This window comes from Flavobacterium sp. 270, from assembly GCF_004368785.1.
Classification (GTDB): Bacteria; Bacteroidota; Bacteroidia; order Flavobacteriales; family Flavobacteriaceae; genus Flavobacterium.
Genome location: NZ_SODM01000007.1, coordinates 22,714 through 44,180, shown reverse-complemented (window position 1 = coordinate 44,180; position 21,467 = coordinate 22,714). Strand labels below are relative to the sequence as shown.

The window sequence follows — 21,467 nt, the reverse complement described above, 5'->3', positions numbered from 1 at the left end:
AATTAAGATGGAAAATAAGAAAGAAATGAGAAAGTGGTTAGAAGATTTCAATTTAGATCACCCACTTGTGATAGCTGGACCTTGTAGTGCAGAAACTGAAGATCAGGTTTTGAAAATTGCTCACGAATTGAAAGATTCTAAAGTAAGTGTTTTCAGAGCTGGAATCTGGAAACCAAGAACTCGTCCGGGAGGATTTGAGGGTGTTGGTGAAATTGGATTGAAATGGTTACAAAAAGCTAAAGCAGAAACTGGTTTACTTATGGGAACTGAAGTTGCAACTGCAGCACACTGTAAATTAGCTTTAGAGCATGATATTGATGTTTTATGGGTTGGTGCTCGTACAACTGCAAACCCTTTTGCTGTTCAGGAAATTGCTGATACATTAAAAGGTACAGATAAAATCGTTTTGGTTAAAAACCCTGTAAACCCAGATTTGGCTTTATGGCTTGGTGGTGTTGAGCGTTTACACATGGCTGGAATCGAGAAATTAGGAGTTATTCACAGAGGTTTCTCTACTTACGAGAAAACTAAATACAGAAATATTCCAGAATGGCAGATTGCTATCGAATTGCAAAATAAATTCCCTGATTTACCATTAATCATTGACCCGTCTCACATTACTGGAGATCGTAAAATGATTTTTGAAGTAACTCAAGAAGCTTTAGATTTGAATTACGATGGTATGATTATCGAAACGCACTACGATCCAGACAATGCTTGGTCTGATGCAGCACAGCAAGTTACTCCAGACGCTTTGAAACAAATCATTAAAGATTTGACGATCAGAAAAACGGATGATACTACAGATGAATACAGCAATAAAATGACGAAACTTAGAGCTAACATCGACGTTCTTGATGCTAATTTATTAGAGCTTTTAGGAAAACGTATGAAAGTTGCTGACGAAATTGGTCAGGTGAAAAAAGATGCAAACGTTGCTATTCTTCAAAACAACCGTTGGAACGAAATCTTAGGAAAAATGATTTTGGAAGGTGAGAAAAAAGGTCTTACTGAAGAGTTTGTTTTAAGAATGTTTAAAGCTATTCACCAGGAAAGTATTGGTCACCAAGAGAAAATTTTCAACGCATAATTTTTTTTCAACCATATAAGTGATATAAGATAATTTAAGTTTTTCTAAAATTTGGTTTAAAGTTTTCTTATAGCATTAATTGAAAATAGATTGTTTTTTTAAGAATCTCCATCGCTTTGAAAGAAGTGGTGGAGATTTTTTATTTTTAAAACATAGCCCACGGCTTCAACCGTGGGAACGTGATGTATGTTCACAATCTTTGAGCACGCATATGACAATCTTTGTCTCCCACGGTTGAAACCGTGGGCTATGTTAAAATCCTTGAATTATATTTTCTTATATAACTTATATGGTTTTAATTTTTTTTAAATCCTCCCAACCTTTTTAATTTTTTTGATCTCTATATTGATATACAATCTTAACTTTCGAGTCATGAAATCAAAAATGTTTAAGCCAGAGAATTTTCAAACGCGTTTGAAATTATTATTTTATGTTTTGTTGTTTTTCGGAACCAAAACTTTTGCGCAAAGTCCGGAATTAACGGTGAAAGGTGACGAAACTGAAAAAGTCAGAATGAGCCAGCTTATTGTCAATGTAAAAGTGGTTGGGAATATTGCTTACACCACAGCCGAAATGCATTTCTTTAATTCAGGAACTCGCCAGATGGAAGCAGAACTTATTTTTCCGTTGCCAGAAAATGTTTCCGTTTCGCGATATGCAATTGACATAAACGGTAAAATGCGCGAAGCTGTTCCTGTAAATAAAAATAAAGGGAAACAAGTTTTTGAAGCCATTGAACATCGTCGTGTTGATCCCGGATTATTAGAAAAAGTAGATGGAAATAACTTTAAAACCAGAATTTATCCGTTGATGCCAAACGGAGAAAGAATTGTAATTATTGGTTATGAAGAAGAACTTACCGCTTCGGATAAAAATAACTTGGCTTATCAATTGGTCAGCAGATATCCTAAAAAACTAGATAAATTTGAGATAAACGTTTCGGTTTTAGGAACTGACTCTTCACCAACTATTACAGAAAATTCAGGAGAACAAATTACTTTTTCAAAATGGAATCAATCTTTTCAGACTTCACTAAAAAAAGAAAATTTTCAGCCTGCCGAGAAATTAATTTTCAAGATTCCAATTCAGGAGAATATACCAAGTGTTGTAATGCAGAACGCGGGAGGTCAATATTATTTTTATGGAAATACATTTATCGAAGGAAATGTGTCGGCTAAGAAAGCACCAAATTCAATAGGTATAATTTGGGATAACTCATTAAGCTGTCAGAATCGTGATTTGAAAAAAGAATTGGATTTATTAGATGCTTATTTTCAAAAAATACAAAATACAAAAGTAACACTGTACTTTCTGAATTATACATTTGAAAAAGTAAATGAATATATAATTACAGATGGAAACTGGAGCGTATTAAAGTCGGTTTTACAAAACACAAAATATGATGGCGGTACTCGTTTCTCTCAATTAAATTTTTCAAACCAAGACGAATATTTGTTTTTTACGGATGGATTATCTTCTTTGAGTGAGAACATTTTACCAAAAACAAACAAACCCATTTATACTATTACATCGTCTGTTAGTGCAGATTTTGCTCTTCTGAATTTTGCTTCAGTGAAAGCCGGCGGTAATTTTGTTAATTTAAATCAGATAACTTCAGCAACTGCTTTAGGTAAATTGGTAAACAATAAGTTGAAGTTTTTAGGCATAAAAGAAAACTTTACCATTACAGATTTATACCCGATGGAAGGAACTTCGGTTTCGGGAAATTTTAGTTTTTCGGGAATTTCATTAAATCCTAAAAATGAAATCACTTTACTATTTGGTTATAATAATGAAGCGGTTCTAGAAAGAAAAATAACTTTAGACGCATCTTCTCAAAACACAGATGATGTAAATGTTGAAAAACTTTGGGCACAGAAGAAGATCGCAAACCTTGATTTACAATATGACAAAAATGCTGAAGAAATTGAAATTCTTGGAAAGAAATATGGCATCATTACCAAAAATACTTCTTTGATTGTGCTGGAAAATCTTCAGGATTATATTTCCTATGATATTGTTCCTCCAGCAGAATTACGTGCAGAATTTGATAGAATTAAGAAACAAGAACAAGATAAAACGCTGGCACAGCAAAAAAATAACTGGCAAAATGTAGACAGCTATTTTACAGGATTAAATTCTTGGTGGAAACAAGATAAAAAATATGCAGTGCCAAAAGTTTTGCCAAATTCAAAGAAAAAGCAACGTACTTCATATCATACGCGAAGAGGTGATGCAAATGCTACTCTGACTATAGATGAACCTGTTGGTGCAGGAACAGCAACTACTATAATTGAAGAAGATAACAATGTATATAACACGGCTGCGCCAAGAGTCGATCAAGTTAGGTTTGTAAGACCAGTTGTTGCAAAAGCGAATGAGGTTAAGGAGAGTGATAAAAGTAGAGAGGCCGAATCTGATCTCAAAGAAGTAGTTGTAATGGGATATGGAACACAAAAAAAATTAATGGTAACAGGCTCTGTACAAACAATTTCCTCAGAAAGTATTACTAAAAATGCAGTTGTTTCGTCTACATTAGCCGGAAAAGTTGAAGGAGTTGCAGTATATCGTGATGGAGATATAAAATCTGGTTTTGAATCTGGAGAAGTTATTTCAGACACGATAAGTCTAGGACCTGCATACTTTAAGACTTCAGCAGTTCAGGATCAGCCAAATACTTGGAATCCGGATAGATTGTATTTAAAAGCTTTAGCTGCGGCGCCAAAAGAAAAACAATATGATTTGTATTTCGAATTAAGAAAAGCACAGGAAAGAAATCCGAGTTTTTATTTTGATGTAGCACACTTTTTCTACAATCAAGGCGATGTAAAAAAAGCTTTGAAAGTAATTAGTAATATTGCTGATTTAGGATTAGAAAATCATCAGCTTTACAAAACTTTGACTTATACTTTACGTCAATGGAAAGATTATGATGATGCTTTGTTTGCTGCGGGACAGGTTGCAAAATGGCGAGCGCATGAACCGCAGAGTTTACGTGATTATGCATTAACTCTGGAAGATGCCGGCAAATATCAGGAAGCTTTTGATCAATTAATAAAAGCGCTGGAAGTAAATTATTATGGTGAAATGAGCGGTCAATATCAAGGTGTTGAAGATATTATTTTAATGGATATTAACCGTTTGATGACGGAACATTCTAATATTAATTCTAAAGCATTAGACAAAAAATATCTTGCCAAAATGCCTGTAGATATTCGTGTGATTATGAATTGGAATTTAATGGATGTAGATTTAGATCTTCATGTTATTGAACCAACGGGAGAAGAATGTTATTACAGCCACACGAGTACGCAAGCCGGAGCAAGATTTTCAAAAGATTTTACACAAGGTTATGGTCCGGAACAGTATTTAATTAGAAATGCAATTAAAGGGAAATATTTAATTAAAAGCAATTTTTATGGCGAAAGTCAATTAACAGAAAACGGTCCGGCGACCATTATGGTAGAAATTTATACCACCAGAGCAGGAAAAACTTCCAGAATTCTAAAAACAATTCAATTAGGAAAAATAAAAGAAAACGGAGTTTTAGCCGAAATTGTTTGGTAAGAATAACAAATTCAAAGTATAGAATTCAATTTTAAAAGGCGAAGTTGCGTTGTTCAATTCTAAAAACGTAATTTTGCCTTTTAATATTTTAAGGTTTAAGAACATATTCTAAAATCTAAAATCAGAAATCTAAAATTAAAGAATGACAGGACTCGTATATAAATCTACAGGAAGCTGGTATACTGTAAAATCTGAAAATGGTGATTTTATAGAATGCCGTATGAAAGGGAAGTTTAGGATGAAAGGTATTAAAAGTACAAATCCTATTGCTGTAGGTGATGTGGTAGATTATGAACTCGAAGAAACTTCTGATGCTGTAACGGGAACAATTCATAATATTCACGAAAGAAAAAATTATATCGTTCGAAAGTCGGTCAATTTATCTCATCAAATGCACATTATTGCATCAAATATTGATCGTGTCTTTTTGTTGGTAACCATAAATAATCCGCCAACAACCTTCAATTTTATAGATCGTTTTCTGGTAACTGCCGAGGCTTATGGTATAGAAACTATTTTAGTTTTTAATAAAATAGATACTTTTGACGAGCCAACTCTTGAGGAACAATTGTATATGCAATATGTTTATCAGCAAATTGGCTATAAATGTCTTCGCGTTTCTTCTACAGAAATGAAAGGTGTTGAAGAGCTAAAAGAAATGATGATCGGTAAAGTAAGTATGTTTTCTGGGCATTCCGGAGTTGGAAAATCAACTTTGGTAAACGCTATGGAACCAAGCTTGCATCTTAAAACAAAAATGATTTCTACAGCAAGCAAGCAAGGACAGCATACTACCACTTTTGCAGAAATGTTTGATTTGTCTTTTGGAGCAAAAATTATTGATACTCCGGGAATTAAAGGTTTTGGTATTGTTGATATGGAGAAAGAAGAAGTTAGCGGTTATTTTCCCGAATTCTTCAGACTAAAAGATCAATGCAAGTTTAATAACTGTTTACATAAAGAAGAACCGCATTGCGCCATAAAAGCAGCTTTAGAAAAAGACGAAATCGCTTGGTCACGTTATAATAGTTATCTTAAAATTCTCGAAGGTGATGATGAAAATTATCGAACAGATAATTATGATGAAGATCGTAAAGCGAGTGATGAATTGAGGAAATAGGAAATTTAAATTCCAATTTTAAAAATTCCAAATTCCAAATTCCAAATCTGTCAATAAAAATAAAATCCTATTAATACTTTTAATCTGTGGCAAAAGCCATTCAATAAAAAATGAAAATAGTTCTCCAAAGAGTTTCAGAAGCTTCCGTTACAGTCGATCAGAAAAAAGTTGCTGCAATTCAAAAAGGGCTATTAATTTTAGTTGGAATTGAAGATGCGGATACTCAGGAAGACATCGATTGGCTAACAGGAAAAATTATTAAAATGAGAATTTTTGGCGATGAAAATGACGTAATGAACTGCTCTGTTCAGGATGTTGATGGAGACATAATTGTGGTAAGCCAATTTACACTTCACGCATCAACAAAAAAAGGAAACCGTCCGTCTTATCTAAAAGCCTCAAAACCAGAATTTGCAATTCCGATGTACGAGAATTTTGTAAAATCTTTAGAAAAAGAATTTCAGAAAAAAGTACAAACCGGTATTTTTGGTGCAGATATGAAAGTTAGTTTATTAAATGACGGTCCGGTTACCATTTTAATAGACAGCAAAAATAGAGAATAAAATTTCTTAAACATTTGTTAAAAGGTTTCGCGAAATAATATATATTTGGTGAAAATCCTTACTAATGAAAAACCTCTACTGCGCGTTATTTTTCTTCCTTTTTACGCTTGTTTCTGTTGCCCAAAAAGGCAGTTATATTGTCACTTCAATCGCAGATAGTCTCAAAGAAAATGCAAATGCAGTTGTTCGCTTAAATCAAATTGATATCGCTATTACTTCACAGCGAAATATGAATATTAAGACACAGCGAGTAGTAACGGTTTTTAATGAGAAAGGGTTAAGTGATATTGATGCTTATCAATATTACGACAAATCTACTTCTATAAAAGGAATTGAAGCAATTGCTTATGATGCCTTTGGTAATGAAATCAAAAAAATTAAACGAAAAGATTTTAGAGATCAAAGTGCAGTAAGCGGTAGTACGCTTTTTTCGGATAATCGTGTAGTTTATTTAGATTATACTCCAATTTCATATCCATTTACGATTATTTACAACAGTGAAGTCGAGACTTCAAATACGGCTTTTATTCCGCAATGGCATCCGTTAAGAGGATATTATTTAAGCGTTGAAAAAAGTGTTTTAAATGTTACTTACCCTAATAACCTCGGATTTAAAAAGAAAGAATTTCAATTTTCTAACTTCAACATCCAGAAAACAACAGATACAGATACAAGCCTGTCTTATGCGGCAACAAATATTTTGGCGCAGAAACAAGAAGATTACAGTCCGAATTTTGTCGATCTTTTTCCAAGAGTTATGCTCGGTTTGGAAAACTTTCATTTAGAAGGTGTCGACGGAACAGCAACAACCTGGGAAGCATTTGGTAAATGGTACGGTGATAAAATCTTAACAGGAACAACAGTTTTGCCCGAAGAAACTAAAGCTAAAATAAAAACGTTGGTCGGCGATGAAAAAGATCCTATAAAAAAAGCAAAAATCATTTATGATTATGTACAGAAAAAATCCAGATATGTAAATATTGCGGTTGGTATTGGCGGTTGGAAACCTATGATGGCAAGCGACGTGGATCGTTTAGGATATGGAGATTGTAAAGCATTGTCTAATTATACAAAAGCACTTTTGCAAGCAGTTGATGTTCCTTCTTATAACACCATTTTATATGGAGATCGTTATAAATCTAATATTCAGTCAGATTTTGTATCAATGCAGGGAAACCACATGATATTGGCAATTCCAAATGGAGGTAAATATACTTTTCTGGAATGCACAAGCCAAGACGATCCTTTTGGCTATCAGGGAACTTTTACAGACGATAGGGATGTTTTGATAGTGAAGCCAGAAGGTGGAGAAATTGTTAGAACAAAAATCTACGATGATAAAGGAAATGCTCAAAAAGATAAAGGAACATACACGATAGATGAAAACGGAAATTTCTCCGGTTCTGTATCCATTATTTCTGAAGGTTCTCAGTATAGTAAAAAATTCGGAATCGAACATTTACAGCCTACAGAAAAAGAATCACATTATAAAGATTATTGGGACAACATCAATAATCTTAAGCTGGGAAAAATAACTTTTACGAATGACAAAGAGAATGTTCGTTTTACAGAAGACATTCAAATCAGCGCAATAAATTACGGAACGATTACAGCCAACAAAATGATTTTTGTAATGGATGCTTTCAATCAATACACAGGAAATGTAAAGCGTATCAGAAATCGTAAAAGTCCATTTCAAATTCAACGCGGTTATTTAGATACCGATGAAATTGAAATCAATCTTCCGGCTGGTTTTTCAATTGAATTTTTACCTTCAAATTTCGAATTAAAAGGAAAATTTGGAGAGTATAAAACAGAAATCATCAAAAAAGAAAATAACAAGCTGACTTACAAAAGATCAATGCTTCTTAATAAAGGAAAATATTCGAGTAAAGAATATGACGAATACCGTCTTTTTATGGAGCAGGTTTCCAAAAACGATAACGCCAAAATTATACTAACCAAGAACTAACCAAATGAAATTAACCAAACACTTTAGTCTATTAATTGTGTTCTTGTTTGCTTTGCAAATGACAGCGCAGGAATTTAAACTAGGAAAAGTTACTATTGCAGAATTAGAGCAAAAAGTACATCCAAAAGATTCTGCGGCTCCGGCAGCTATTTTGTATAAAAGAGGAACAGCAAGAATAGAGTACGATATGAATGATGGTTTTATTACAGTAACACAAGTTGAAGCCAGAATAAAAATCTACAAAAAAGAAGGTTATGAATGGGCCAACGAAAGAGTTTGGTATTACAGCACAACGGGTTTAACCGAAAAAGTTTCTTTTAGTGATGCAGTTACGTACAATCTAGTTGCAGGAAAAATAGAAAAGACAAAATTAAAAGGCGAAGGTGTTTTTGATGAAAGGTTAAACAAATACAGAGCACAGAAAAAAATTACGATGCCAAATGTAAAAGAGGGATCGGTAATAGAATATAGCTATACGGTGAGAAATCCAAACGCAACAATTAGAGATTGGGATTTTCAAGAAAGTATTCCTGTAAATTATTCTCAGTTTGCGACTTATATTCCGGAATATTATGTTTTTAATTCAAGACAAAAAGGATATGTTTTTCCTAAAGTAGAAAGAACAAAAAATAATAAATCGATAACTTTTAGTAATAAAGAAAGAACGGGGTCTGGTATTCTTACGGGTACCCAAACACAATACTCAACTAGTAAGGTAGATTATATTGAAAATCAAACTAATTATATTGCTGAGAATCTGCCAGCAATGAAAGACGAAGCTTTTGTAAATAATATTGATAATTATACTTCAAGTATTGAGCATGAATTGTCAGTTGCACAATTTCCTAATGAGCCAATAAGACCTTTTTCTACAGATTGGAATGCGGTAGTAAAAACGATTTACGAATACGATGATTTTGGTCCAGAATTGAATAAAACAGGTTATTTTGAAGATGACTTAAAAACATTATTACAAGGATTAAATACTCCTGAAGAAAAAATATGGGCGATTTTTAATCATGTTAAAAACAGTGTAAAATGGAATGCTTATACCGGATACAGCTGTGATAGCGGCGTTAGAAAAGCATATAAAGAAAAAACAGGAAACATAGCCGATATCAACCTGATGCTTACTGCCATGCTGCGTTATGCAGGTCTAACGGCAAATCCGGTTTTATTGAGCACACGTTCTAACGGAATTGCCTTGTTTCCTAACAGAACTGCTTTTAATTATGTAATTGCAGCTGTAGAAACACCAAATGGAAATATTTTATTAGATGCATCAGACAAATTTTCGGTTCCAAATGTTTTGCCGTTTAGAGTTTTAAACTGGACAGGAAGATTAATTCGTAAAGACGGAACTTCAGAAGAAGTTGATTTAATGCCTAAAAAATTGTCAAACGATTTTGTTTTTATGAATTACAGCATTGATGCAGACGGTAAAATAACAGGAAAAACCAGAAGACAATCTTCAGATTATAATGCCATGATTACAAGGGATAATCTGAGTGGAGTAAAAGAAGAAGAATATTTGGAAAAACTCGAAAACCGCAACAATAAAATTGAAATCAGCGAATACGGAAGAACGAACGAAAAAGAGATTCTACTGCCTATTACAGAAAGCTATTCGTTTACAGGAAGTAATTTATGCGAACTTATCGGAGGCAAAATTTATGTAAATCCAATGTTGTTTTTAGCAAACAACAAAAACCCATTTACTCAGGAAGTAAGAGAATATCCGGTAGACTTTGGTTTTCCATTTTTAGATAAATATAACATTACAATCCAGATTCCAGAAGGGTTTGTAGTAGAGACATTACCAGTTCCTGTAAATGTTGTAATGGAAGATAATTTGGGAGCTTTTAAATTTAATTGTGCTGTGGTTAACGAAAACACTTTGCAGTTAATGATAACGCATCAGATAAATGAAGGGATCGTAACAACTGCGAAATATGATATGCTAAAAGAATATTATAAAAGCATGATCGCTAAAGAGACAGAAAAAGTAGTATTAAAAAGAATTTAAGTATGAGTTTACGTTCTATTATTATCTTCTTAATTCTCGTTTGTACTTTTTCACAAATAAGCGCTCAAAGTTATGAGCTTGGAAAGGTAACAATCAAAGAATTACAGGAAAAAGCAAATCCAAAAGACACTACGGCACCAGCGACAATTCTGTTTAAAAAAGGCAGAACATTTTTTAGTTACAATAACACCAACGGCTTTTCTGTCAATCATGTTTATGAATTTAAAATTAAAATTTATAAAAAAGAAGGATTGAGCTGGGCAGATCAAAAAGTACGTTTTTATATTGGTTATGAAAAAATGAACGAAGACCGTTTAGAATTTTCGGATGCCGTAACTTATAATCTCGAAAACGAAAAAATTGTAAAAACCAAACTAGAAAATAAAGGCACTTTTAAGAAGAATGTCAATAAATACTGGAACGAAAAAACCATAACACTGCCCAACGTAAAAGTAGGTTCGATTATAGAATACAAATACGTTTTAAAATCAGAAAACATAGTGAGATTTCCAGATTTTGAAATTCAGTATGATATTCCTGTAAATTATATAGAATATAAAACAGAAATTCCAGAATTTTATATCTATAAACCAATATTAATTGGTACCTATCAGGTAGCAATGGATGCGAAATTAGCGAGCGGAAATCAAAGTTTTACCGACGAATACAATCAAACCAAATCACTTACATACAGACAAATTAACACATTTTATAAAGGCACAGATGTTCCGGCTTTAGTGAAGGAACCATATCTAAACAATGTAGATAATTATAAGAGCACAATTAAATATGAACTCGAAAAGATTCGTTACCCGGATCAGCCCGATAAAGATTACTCTGTTACTTGGGAAGGTGTCGCAACTACTATTTTTAAAGATGAAAATTTTGGAAAAGAACTCAACGAAAAAGACTTTTTATTAGAAGATCTTAAACGAATATTACCCAACATCGAGTCAAAAAATGACAGAATGAATGTGATTTTCAAATTCGTTCAAAACAAAATGAACTGGAACGAAATGTATGGCTGTTTTACAGAAAAAGGAGTAAAAAAAGCATATACAGAACAAACAGGAAATATCGCTGAAATCAATTTTATTTTAATCGATATGCTAAAACTGGCAGGAATAGATGCCAATCCGGTTTTGGTAAGCACAATCGAAAACGGAATCCCGGTTTATCCAACAAGAACCGGATTTAATTATGTTATTGCTGCAGCAGAAATAGATGGAAAACAAGTTTTACTAGACGCAGCTCATAAATATACGATTCCGGATATTTTGCCGCTAAATGTTTTAAACTGGAAAGGAAGACTTATTAAAAAAGACGGAACTTCAACAGAAATTGATTTAATGCCGGTAAATGTATCCAGAGATTATTCGAATATTTATGTTAAGATGGATAGTTCCGGAAAAATGGATGGTAAAATCAGAACCCAGAAAACAGATTATGACGCATATAGTTTTAGAATCCAAAATGCTGGTAAAAATGAAGAAAACTATCTTGAAAAATTAGAACAGCAATTAGGCGATGTAAAAATTTCAGAATATAAAATTGAAAATAAAAAAACAAACCTGACAAATGCTGTAATGGAAACTTACTCTTTTGTATCCGAAAACCAATCAGAAATTATTGGCGGTAAAATTTTTATAAATCCGTTATTATTTTTTACAAGAACCAAAAATCCATTCAATCAGGAAAAAAGACAAAATCCGATTTATTTTGGATATCCAACACAGGAAAAATTTAGTCTTAGTATAGAAATTCCAGACGGTTATACAGTCGAATCCATGCCAAATCCAGTGAAGATTTTATCTGAAAACAAAGAAATCGTTTATCTGTTAAACATTTCCAACAGCGAAAACAAAATTCAAATTAATTGCTCAAAAGAGATCAACAATAGTATTTTTGCCTCGAATCAGTATAATGGATTAAAAGATTTTTTCCAGAAAATGATCGCCAGTCAAAACGAAAAAATTGTTCTTAAAAAAATATAATTTAATGATACCACGTTTCATCCTTTTTTCTTTTCTCTTTATTAGTACTATTTCAAAAATAAATGCCCAAAATTATCAATTAGAGAACGTAACAAAAGAAGAACTGCTGGAAAAATCAAATCCAAAGGATACAACTGCGCCTGCGGCAATTTTATTTAAAAAAGCCAAAACATATTTTACCTATTCAGACAGAGGATTTTTGGCGACTAATGTTTATGAACTCAAAATTAAAATTTATAAAAAAGAAGGATTAAGCTGGGCAAACCAAAAAGTATCTTATTATGTAGGTTATGAAAATTTAAACGATGATTCGGTTAAATTTTCGGATGCAGTCACTTATAATCTTGAAAATGGAGCAATCGTCAAAACAAAGTTAAACAGCGAAGGCTCTTTTAAGAACAAAATAAATAAATACTGGAACGAGTCGACGATTACACTTCCAAATGTAAAAGTAGGTTCAATAATAGAATTCAAATATGTTTTAAAAACAGAAAACATTATTCGGCTTCCCGATTTTGATTTTCAATTTGACATACCAGTCAATTATTTTGAATATAAAACAGAAATCCCTGAGTTCTTTATTTATAAAACTGTAAACATAGGATTTAATAAAATTGAAACCCAAACAGAATTGGTTCAAAATAAACAATTATACGCTTCAGATTATAAGCAGATAAACAGCACTTATACAGGTTATAATATTCCGGCCCTCACCAAAGAAAAATATATTGATAATATAAATAATTACCTTGGTTCTATACACAAAGAGCTGGAAAAAAAGAGATTTCCAGATAAACCAGTGGTAGATTATACTAAAACATGGGAAGGCGTTGCAACTACCATTTATAAAAGCGAAAGTTTTGGGAAAGAAATCAAGGTAAAAGATTATTTCACAGAAGATCTAAAATCGTTAATTCAAAATTTAAACACGCCGAGAGAAAAATTAAATGCTATTTTTAATTTTGTTCAAAAACGAATGAACTGGGATGAAAGAAGAGGATATAATGTTGATAAAGGTGTAAAGAAAGCATATACAGACAGAACAGGAAATGTAGCCGAAATAAACTTCATGCTGCTTTCAATGTTGAAAACTGCAGGAATAGAAGCAAATCCAGTTTTGGTTAGTACGCTTGAAAACGGTATTCCGTTGTTTCCTACTTTAACAGATTTTAATTACGTTATTGCCAGTGCAGAAATTGATGGAGAACAAATTTTATTAGATGCATCAAATAAATTTACAACGCCTAATATTTTGCCTTTAAATGTTTTAAACTGGAACGGAAGACTTATCAAAGAAGACGGAACGTCCAAAGAAATTCCATTAATACGAAATGAGGCTTCAAAGAATTTTTATAATATAATAGCTGAAATTGATCCTAAATCAGGAAAAGTTGAAGGAACATTAAATATTAGAAAAACAGGTTATAATGCACTCAAATTTAGAGCAGCCAATGACAACAAAAAGAATGAAGAGTATCTGGAAAAACTAGAAAACGATTTTAATATTGAAGTCAAAGAATATTCAATTGAAAATAAAAACGAAGATTTATCAAAAGCAGTATCAGAGAAAATAGAGTTTACTTTAAACCATCCTTATGATGTTATTGATAGCAAAATAATTATGAGACCTTTGTTGTTTTTTACAGATAAAAACAATCCGTTTAATCAGGAAAACAGAATAATGCCAGTTTATTTTGGTTTTGTAAATCATCATAATTATACTATTTCTTATGAAATTCCCGCCGGTTACGCTGTAGAATCTTTGCCAAAATCCAAACGAATTGCTTTAGAAAACAAGCAAGCTGTGTTCACTTTAGTAACAGCGATTGAAGATAATAAAATTCAAATTAGATCAACAACGGAAATAAATAAGGCTATTTTTGCAGCTGATGAATATGATATGCTGAAAGAATTTTTTCAGAAAATCATAGAAAGCCAAAACGAAAAAATTGTTCTTAAAAAAATATAAAAATGGATTTGAAAAATGCACAGCTAGATGTAGATACCTGGATAAAAGAACACGGTGTCAGATATTTTAATGAATTGACCAATATGGCGCAGCTTACAGAAGAAGTAGGGGAAGTCGCCAGAATTATTGCGCGCAGATACGGTGAACAATCAGAAAAAGAAAGCGATAAAAATAAAGATTTAGGCGAAGAATTAGCAGATGTTGTATTTGTAGTTTTATGTCTTGCCAACCAAACGGGAATTGATTTACAAGCCGCTTTTGATAAAAAAATGGATTTAAAATCGGTAAGAGATAAAGATCGTCATAAAAACAACGATAAATTGAAATAATTGTGAAATTTACAAGGCTCATTTTGAATTATGAATGAGGAGTGGTAAATTGCGCGTTCGAATTATATTACTTATAATTTGCAACACATAACTAATATCATGAATTTAAAATTAAGCACGAATTCACAATACACAATTGATAATTCACAACTAAATATTACAGGATCAAAAAGCGAAACCAATCGTTTATTGTTACTAAAAGCATTGTTTCCAAATATCACCTTAGCGAATACTTCAAACTCAGACGACAGCGAAGTAATGCAAAAAGCTTTGGCCGGAAATGACGAAATCGTAGACATACACCACGCCGGAACTGCAATGCGTTTCTTAACTGCTTATTTTGCCGTAAATGAAGGCAGAGATGTAGTTTTAACAGGTTCAAGCAGAATGCAGGAACGTCCGATAAAAATTTTGGTTGAAGCTTTAGCACAATTAGGAGTTGAAATTTCATACCAAAAAGAAGAAGGTTATCCGCCAATAAAAATTAAAGGAAAAAAAGTTACCGCTTCAAAAGTAACTTTGGCTGCAAATGTTAGCAGTCAATATATTTCGGCACTTTTATTAGTTGCTTCAAAACTAGAAAACGGTTTAGAATTAACGTTAGAAGGAGAAATAACTTCAATTCCGTATATCAAAATGACTTTGGCGTTGCTAAACGATTTAGAGATAAAAACAAGTTTTGAAGGAAACGTCATTAAAGTTTTTCCTAAAAATAAAGTTGAAACTAAAGAAATGGTTGTAGAATCGGATTGGAGTTCTGCATCATACTTTTTCAGTTTAGTCGCTTTGTCTGATGCTGCAACTTTAACTTTAAGCAGTTATAAAGAAAACAGTTTACAAGGAGATTCAGAATTAGTTTTACTTTATGAAAAAATGGGAGTGAAAACTACTTTTCAAAACAACAAAATGACGTTGGTAAAACAACCTGATTTTAAATTTGAAAATGTAAATTTTGAATTGAATAATACACCGGATATCGCACAAACAATTGTAGTTACGTGTTTAGGTTTAGGAATTGGATGCCATTTAACAGGTCTTCATACTTTAAAAATTAAAGAAACGGATAGACTTGAAGCCTTAAGAATTGAGTTGACTAAATTAGGAGCCAATATTTCGGTTACAAATGACAGCTTAACTTTACAGCCTTCACAAAATATCAACGAAAATATTAAAATCGGAACCTATAATGATCACCGTATGGCAATGGCATTTGCACCTTTAGCTTTAAGAGTGCCAATTATTATAGAAGATGCCGAAGTGGTTTCTAAATCGTACCCGGATTTTTGGAATGATTTAAAAGAATTGAATTTTAAAATTGAAGAATTAAATTAAACCATATAAGTGATATAAGTTCATTTAACTTAGTGTTTAAAAAATAAACTTTAATAAAAAAGCCTCCAATAAAACTGGAGGCTTTTTTATGCTAATCCATTTTAAATGAACTTATATCACTTATATGGTGAAAAAATGATTTTTTATGGTTCTCAAAACCGCAGTAAATCAAGCACTTTTGAAAATAAACGCTAAAACACTTGACAACGCCTATCTCACAATCGTATATTTGCACACGATTTAAAGTTTTAGGTAAAAAATCTAAAAGCTACATTCTAAAATCTACAATTCAAATATGAAATTATCACACTTCAATTTCAACTTACCAAAAGAACTATTGGCTGAATTTCCAGCAGAAAACAGAGATGAGTCTCGTTTAATGGTAATTGACCGTCAAAAACAAACTATAGAACATAAAATGTTTAAAGATGTTATCAATTATTTTGATGACGGAGACGTTTTAATTCTTAACAATACAAAAGTTTTCCCTGCACGTTTGTACGGAAACAAAGAAAAAACAGGAGCAAGAATTGAAGTTTTCTTATTAAGAGAATTAAATTCTGAGCAACGTCTTTGGGACGTTTTAGTAGATCCGGCTAGAAAAATCCGTATTGGTAACAAACTTTATTTTGGTGACGACGATTCGTTAGTTGCTGAGGTAATTGACAATACAACATCTCGTGGTAGAACTTTACGTTTCTTATACGACGGTTCTTATGAAGAATTTAGAAACAAATTGACAGAACTTGGAGAAACTCCAATTCCTAAATACATCAACAGAGAAGTAACTGCAGAAGATGCAGAAAGATACCAAACTATCTACGCAAAAGAAGAAGGAGCTGTAGCGGCACCAACTGCTGGATTGCACTTTTCTAAACACCTTTTGAAAAAATTAGAAATCAAAGGAGTAGAATTTGCTGAAGTAACATTACACGTCGGTTTAGGAACTTTTAACCCAGTTGAGGTTGAAGATTTATCTAAACACAAAATGGATTCTGAAGAGTTGATCATCAACCAGGAAGCTTGTGATATTGTAAACAAAGCAAAAGCAAACAAAAAACGTATTTGTGCAGTAGGAACAACTTCTATGCGTGCGATCGAAAGTTCTGTTTCTTCACAAAACACTTTAAATCCATACGAAGGATGGACAAATAAATTTATTTTCCCTCCTCACGATTTTAGTATTGCTAACTGTATGATTACGAATTTCCACACACCAAAATCAACATTATTAATGATGATTTCTGCTTTCTGTGGTCATGATTTAATGAAAAAAGCATACGACGAAGCAATCAAAGAAGGATACAAATTCTATTCTTACGGAGATGCAATGTTAATCATCTAAGAAAAAAATTATTTCATATCAAACCCGACAGTTTTTAAAACCTGTCGGGTTTTTGTTTTTTAATGATTTCAAGTTTCAGGTTTCACGTTCAGTTGCGAAAACTTGAAATTTGAACTTGAAACCTGAAACAAAAGAAACCTGAAACAAAACAATTTCCTACTTTTACAATTCTAAACAAAAAATAATGACTTTTCTCAATACACGCGAGTTTGCTCAAGAACTCGATTCACAAGATACTTTAAATCACTACCAGCAAGAATTTCATTTTCCTAAAGTAAATGACAAACGCGTTATTTATTTTACAGGAAACTCGTTGGGTTTACAACCAAAACGCACCAAAGCGTATATTGATGAAGTAATGAACGATTGGGCAGAATTGGCTGTAGAAGGACATTTTTATGCTGAAAAACCGTGGTGGGATTATCAGGAGAGATTTGCAGAACCATTAAGTAAAATTGTTGGTGCATTGCCTTCTGAAGTTACGGTTATGAATACTTTGACTGTAAATCTTCATTTATTGATGGTTTCTTTTTATCAGCCAAAAGGGAAACGTTATAAAATTATCTGCGAAGAAAAAGCATTCCCTTCCGATCAATATATGTTTCAAAGTCAGGTACATTTTCATGGATACAAACCAGAAGATGCAATTGTAGAAATCAAACGCCGTGAAGGCGAACATAATATTCGTCTCGAAGATGTTTTATCAAAAATTGATGAAGTTGGTGATGAACTGGCTTTGGTTTTAATTGGCGGTGTAAATTATTATACCGGACAAGTTTTTGACATAAAAACCATAACTGCAGCCGGACAAAAAGTTGGAGCAAAAGTAGGTTGGGATTTAGCACACGCAGCCGGAAATATCAAACTAGAGCTTCACGATTGGAACGTCGATTTTGCTGCTTGGTGCAGTTATAAATATATGAACTCAGGACCAGGAAATGCATCTGGATGTTTTGTTCATGAAAAACACCATCACAATTCAGATCTTCCGAGATTTGCCGGATGGTGGGGACACAACAAAGAACGCCGTTTTAAAATGGAACCTAACTTTGATCCTGTTCACGGAGCAGATGGCTGGCAGATTAGCAATTTACCGGTACTTTCTTTAGCGCCCTATTTGGCTTCTGTAGAAATGTTTGCCGAAGTAGGAATGGACGCGCTGATTAAAAAAAGAAATCATATTACATCTTACTTAGAATTCATTTTGCATGAAATTGATAAAGAGGTAAAAGGTTCATTTGAAATTATAACACCTTCTAATCCCGCAGAAAGAGCTTCTCAATTATCTGTTTTTTTACACGGCGAAGGAAGAAGTTTATTCGATTATCTAATGAAAAACGGAGTAATCACAGATTGGCGCGAACCAAACGTAATTCGTCTGGCGCCAGTGCCGTTATATTGTTCTTATGAAGATATGTACGACTTCGGACAAATTCTAAAGCAGGGAATTTTAGGGAAATAAATATTATATAGCATAAATTTTAATCTCGCAAAGTCGCGAAGTCGCAAAGAATTATAAGTACAGAACTTAAAAACTTTGCGACTTCGTGACTTTGCGAGATTATCAAGAAAATCTGCTCAATCCTGCTAAATCTGCGAGAAAAAATTAGTCCCGCAGATTTAACAGATTAGACAGATTTTAATTCTATAAAACTTTCCGAAAATCTTGTAATGACTTATATGCTCCTTATGTATTAATTTGTAGTGTATAATTTTTTAAAAGCTACAATCATGAAAGCCTTATATATATTTATCGCAGCCTTGTTTATTGTTTCATGTCAACACCAAAGCAAAGAAGATATCAGCAAAGCAAAGCAAGCTAGTATCGATTCTATGAAAGTTGAAATAAACAAACAAAAAGTCATAGATTCTATGAAAGTAGAAATGGCAGCTTTGGAAGAAAAAAAAGAAGCTGAAACAAAAGCAGCGGAGCAAAGAGCAGCTGAACAAAAAGTTGTAGTAGTACATCAAAATGACGGAACTGCAACTGTAGCGCCTGCTAAAAAGAAAGGATGGAGTGCAACAGCTAAAGGTGCAGTAATTGGTGCCGGAGTTGGTGCTGCAACCGGAGCAATCGTAAGTAAGAAAAAAGGCGAAGGAGCCATTATTGGTGGTTTGGCCGGAGCTGCTTTAGGAACCGGAACTGGAGCTGTTATTGACAGTAAAAAGAAAAAAGAATAGTTGATTAGTCTACTAAAATATAAACCCCAAATTACGTTTGTGATTTGGGGTTTTTTATTTAAACCGTTTCTGTAATCGGAATATTTATAGCAATAATTTCTAACTTGCACGAAGCCAATTGATTTAAATCTTTTTGGAAAGGAAGTGTCGATTCAAACAGATTTTTATAATAATCGATTCCATCTAGAAGATTGGCTTTAAAAGTATTCCATTTTTTGAGCTGTGCATTTGTAATTTCTCCAGAAATATTTTCGATTTCATTTCTAAAATACTGAATGTACATTTTTAATTCCTTCACAAATAAATTCGGACGTTCTGTAGTTTGCAGCACAGATTTGCCACCATAAATATGCTGCACCATTTCTTTTAAAGAAACTTCCTGATCAAAATACGCCATATTGGGTCCGGGACAAATTACAACTCCCTGAGATTGCCCTTTTATTTTAATATCATTTTCCAAATAAGAAGCATTTGCCAAACCAACACACAAACACGATTTTTCTGTAATCCTGGCTTTTTCTTTCTCCAATTCAAAAGCAGAATAATTTTCTTTGGAATTTTCTAATTCCCCTAATTTAATATCCTGATATTTTTTTGAAGCTGTGCAGATTCCGTGCGGGTCATATTCTTTGCTTAAAGCCAGAAATTTTTTCGGACAAGAACTTCCAGCTTTATTTTCATGAATTCGTTTTTGTTTTAAAATTTCGTTTGTAGTTCCTTTCAAAGTATTAAACGGAACTCCCAAAGGCGAAATATGACTCAAGTACAAATCATCTTCTTTCGCATTCATCAATAAATTTCTCGTTTCCTGATCTACAGAAGTCGCTTCGGGAACCAATAAAAATGGAGATCCCCAGCCGATAGAGTCAACCTGATATTTTTCTAAAAGAAATTCATGTTCTTCTGAAGTTCCAACGCCGCCCTGAACAGTAATTTTCAATTCTAACGGTGTTTCTGGAAATGCGTAATTTTTGAGCTGTAAAGCTTTAATCATTAATTCGTGAGCCGATTGTACTAATTGTTCTTTTTTCGCTTTAAATTCTTCTAAAATTGTACCTAAAAGCAATCCTTCTGTAGCAAAAGCGTGTCCGCCGCAGTTCAGCCCGGATTCAATTCTGTATTCTGAGACCCAAAGTCCTTTTTTAGCCAGGAAATTTCCCTGAATTATTGCCGAACGAAAATCACTCACTTTTAGAATAATTTTCTTTTTAAGCTTATTATTTTCATCAGGAAAAAAATCCGAAAAATTCTCAAAATAACTATAAAGCCTAGGATTCATTCCGGCAGAAAGAACCACAGAAGATTGTAGATTACTTTTTGCAAATCCGCGTAAAGCAGCATGCGCATCATTAAACTCAATCGGAAGTTGTTCGTTTTTGATAAAATTATCTTTATCCAGTTTCGTCATGATATTGACATCAATTTCACCCGAAGAAAGATGCGATTCGATGTAGTTTTGAATGTTGTCTTTAAAAGAAATTCCGTCTTCTAAAAGATTTTGAAAACCTTTTTTAATATCAGAAGTATTCGGCAGCATTGCCATAAAATTATCTAAAGCAGTTTTGCTTTCAGCCAATTCAGTTTTAAAACTTTCAAATTTTTCTTTTACGATTTTGTCAACCAAATTTAGGTAAGAAGTAATTCTTTCAGCGCGGTAATCATGAAATTTCTGGGTTATTTCTTCGTATTGAAAATTAAATTTTGTACTGTAAAAACGACGCATTTTTTCGATCAGATCGTCGTCGGCTATAGAAACTACAGAAGAAATTCCATATTGTGCAACACGAATTGGGCTGTCAATCGTGTACGCAAGTCCCATAACGGGAATATGAAAAGTATGCAGATTTTTTTTTGTCATTTGTTTTTAGATTAAAAAACAAATGTTGGGAAAAATAATTTTTTAAAAGCTGATAATTGTCAGGTTCTCGGTCTTTGTCAAAGTTTTTTGTTTCTCGCAGATTTTGCAGATTGAGGAGATT

14 protein-coding genes are annotated in these 21,467 nt (G+C 32.9%); 13 read left to right on the top strand and 1 reads right to left on the bottom strand.

All coding sequences use genetic code 11. The features are described from left to right. Positions 1-7 precede the first annotated feature (7 nt). From EV144_RS21470 to EV144_RS21410, 13 genes are all read left to right on the top strand, one after another. On the top strand, positions 8-1,090 hold the full coding sequence (locus tag EV144_RS21470; RefSeq protein WP_134151197.1) for a bifunctional 3-deoxy-7-phosphoheptulonate synthase/chorismate mutase type II: 1,083 nt from the start codon (positions 8-10) through the stop codon (positions 1,088-1,090). Between the two features lie 372 nt (positions 1,091-1,462). Beyond that, complete coding sequence (locus EV144_RS21465) at positions 1,463-4,657, top strand: VIT domain-containing protein (protein ID WP_134151196.1); 3,195 nt, start codon at positions 1,463-1,465, stop codon at positions 4,655-4,657. A gap of 142 nt (positions 4,658-4,799) precedes the next feature. Continuing rightward, on the top strand, positions 4,800-5,777 hold the full coding sequence (rsgA, locus tag EV144_RS21460) for a ribosome small subunit-dependent GTPase A (protein WP_134151195.1): 978 nt from the start codon (positions 4,800-4,802) through the stop codon (positions 5,775-5,777). Positions 5,778-5,887: 110 nt separating this feature from the next. Then, positions 5,888-6,340 (top strand): D-aminoacyl-tRNA deacylase, encoded by a 453-nt coding sequence (dtd, locus tag EV144_RS21455; RefSeq protein WP_134151194.1) that lies wholly within the window; start codon positions 5,888-5,890, stop codon positions 6,338-6,340. 64 nt (positions 6,341-6,404) lie between these two features. Further along, positions 6,405-8,312: a DUF3857 domain-containing protein gene (locus tag EV144_RS21450; protein ID WP_134151193.1), complete on the top strand. Its 1,908-nt coding sequence runs from the start codon at positions 6,405-6,407 to the stop codon at positions 8,310-8,312. A 4-nt stretch (positions 8,313-8,316) separates the two neighbouring features. Beyond that, entirely contained in the window at positions 8,317-10,338 is a 2,022-nt protein-coding gene (locus tag EV144_RS21445; RefSeq protein WP_134151192.1) for a DUF3857 domain-containing protein, read from the top strand. A gap of 2 nt (positions 10,339-10,340) precedes the next feature. Next, the gene (locus tag EV144_RS21440) at positions 10,341-12,332 is read left to right on the top strand and encodes a DUF3857 domain-containing protein (RefSeq protein WP_134151191.1); all 1,992 of its coding nucleotides are present in this window, start codon (positions 10,341-10,343) and stop codon (positions 12,330-12,332) included. A gap of 4 nt (positions 12,333-12,336) precedes the next feature. Further along, positions 12,337-14,301: a DUF3857 domain-containing protein gene (locus EV144_RS21435; protein ID WP_134151190.1), complete on the top strand. Its 1,965-nt coding sequence runs from the start codon at positions 12,337-12,339 to the stop codon at positions 14,299-14,301. A 2-nt stretch (positions 14,302-14,303) separates the two neighbouring features. Beyond that, on the top strand, positions 14,304-14,630 hold the full coding sequence (locus EV144_RS21430) for a nucleotide pyrophosphohydrolase (protein ID WP_012022600.1): 327 nt from the start codon (positions 14,304-14,306) through the stop codon (positions 14,628-14,630). 99 nt (positions 14,631-14,729) lie between these two features. Then, positions 14,730-15,962 (top strand): 3-phosphoshikimate 1-carboxyvinyltransferase, encoded by a 1,233-nt coding sequence (aroA, locus tag EV144_RS21425; protein WP_134151189.1) that lies wholly within the window; start codon positions 14,730-14,732, stop codon positions 15,960-15,962. Positions 15,963-16,257: 295 nt separating this feature from the next. Beyond that, positions 16,258-17,307 (top strand): tRNA preQ1(34) S-adenosylmethionine ribosyltransferase-isomerase QueA, encoded by a 1,050-nt coding sequence (gene queA / locus EV144_RS21420; RefSeq protein ID WP_134151188.1) that lies wholly within the window; start codon positions 16,258-16,260, stop codon positions 17,305-17,307. A gap of 184 nt (positions 17,308-17,491) precedes the next feature. Beyond that, positions 17,492-18,769 (top strand): kynureninase, encoded by a 1,278-nt coding sequence (kynU, locus tag EV144_RS21415; protein WP_134151187.1) that lies wholly within the window; start codon positions 17,492-17,494, stop codon positions 18,767-18,769. A 269-nt stretch (positions 18,770-19,038) separates the two neighbouring features. After that, positions 19,039-19,488, top strand: a complete 450-nt coding sequence (locus EV144_RS21410; RefSeq protein WP_134151186.1) for a YMGG-like glycine zipper-containing protein — start codon at positions 19,039-19,041, stop codon at positions 19,486-19,488. A gap of 58 nt (positions 19,489-19,546) precedes the next feature. Here the strand turns inward: EV144_RS21410 and EV144_RS21405 are convergent, their stop codons facing one another. Beyond that, a complete protein-coding gene (locus tag EV144_RS21405) occupies positions 19,547-21,346 on the bottom strand; it encodes a hypothetical protein (RefSeq protein ID WP_134151185.1) in 1,800 nt (599 codons plus the stop codon). Positions 21,347-21,467 lie beyond the last annotated feature (121 nt).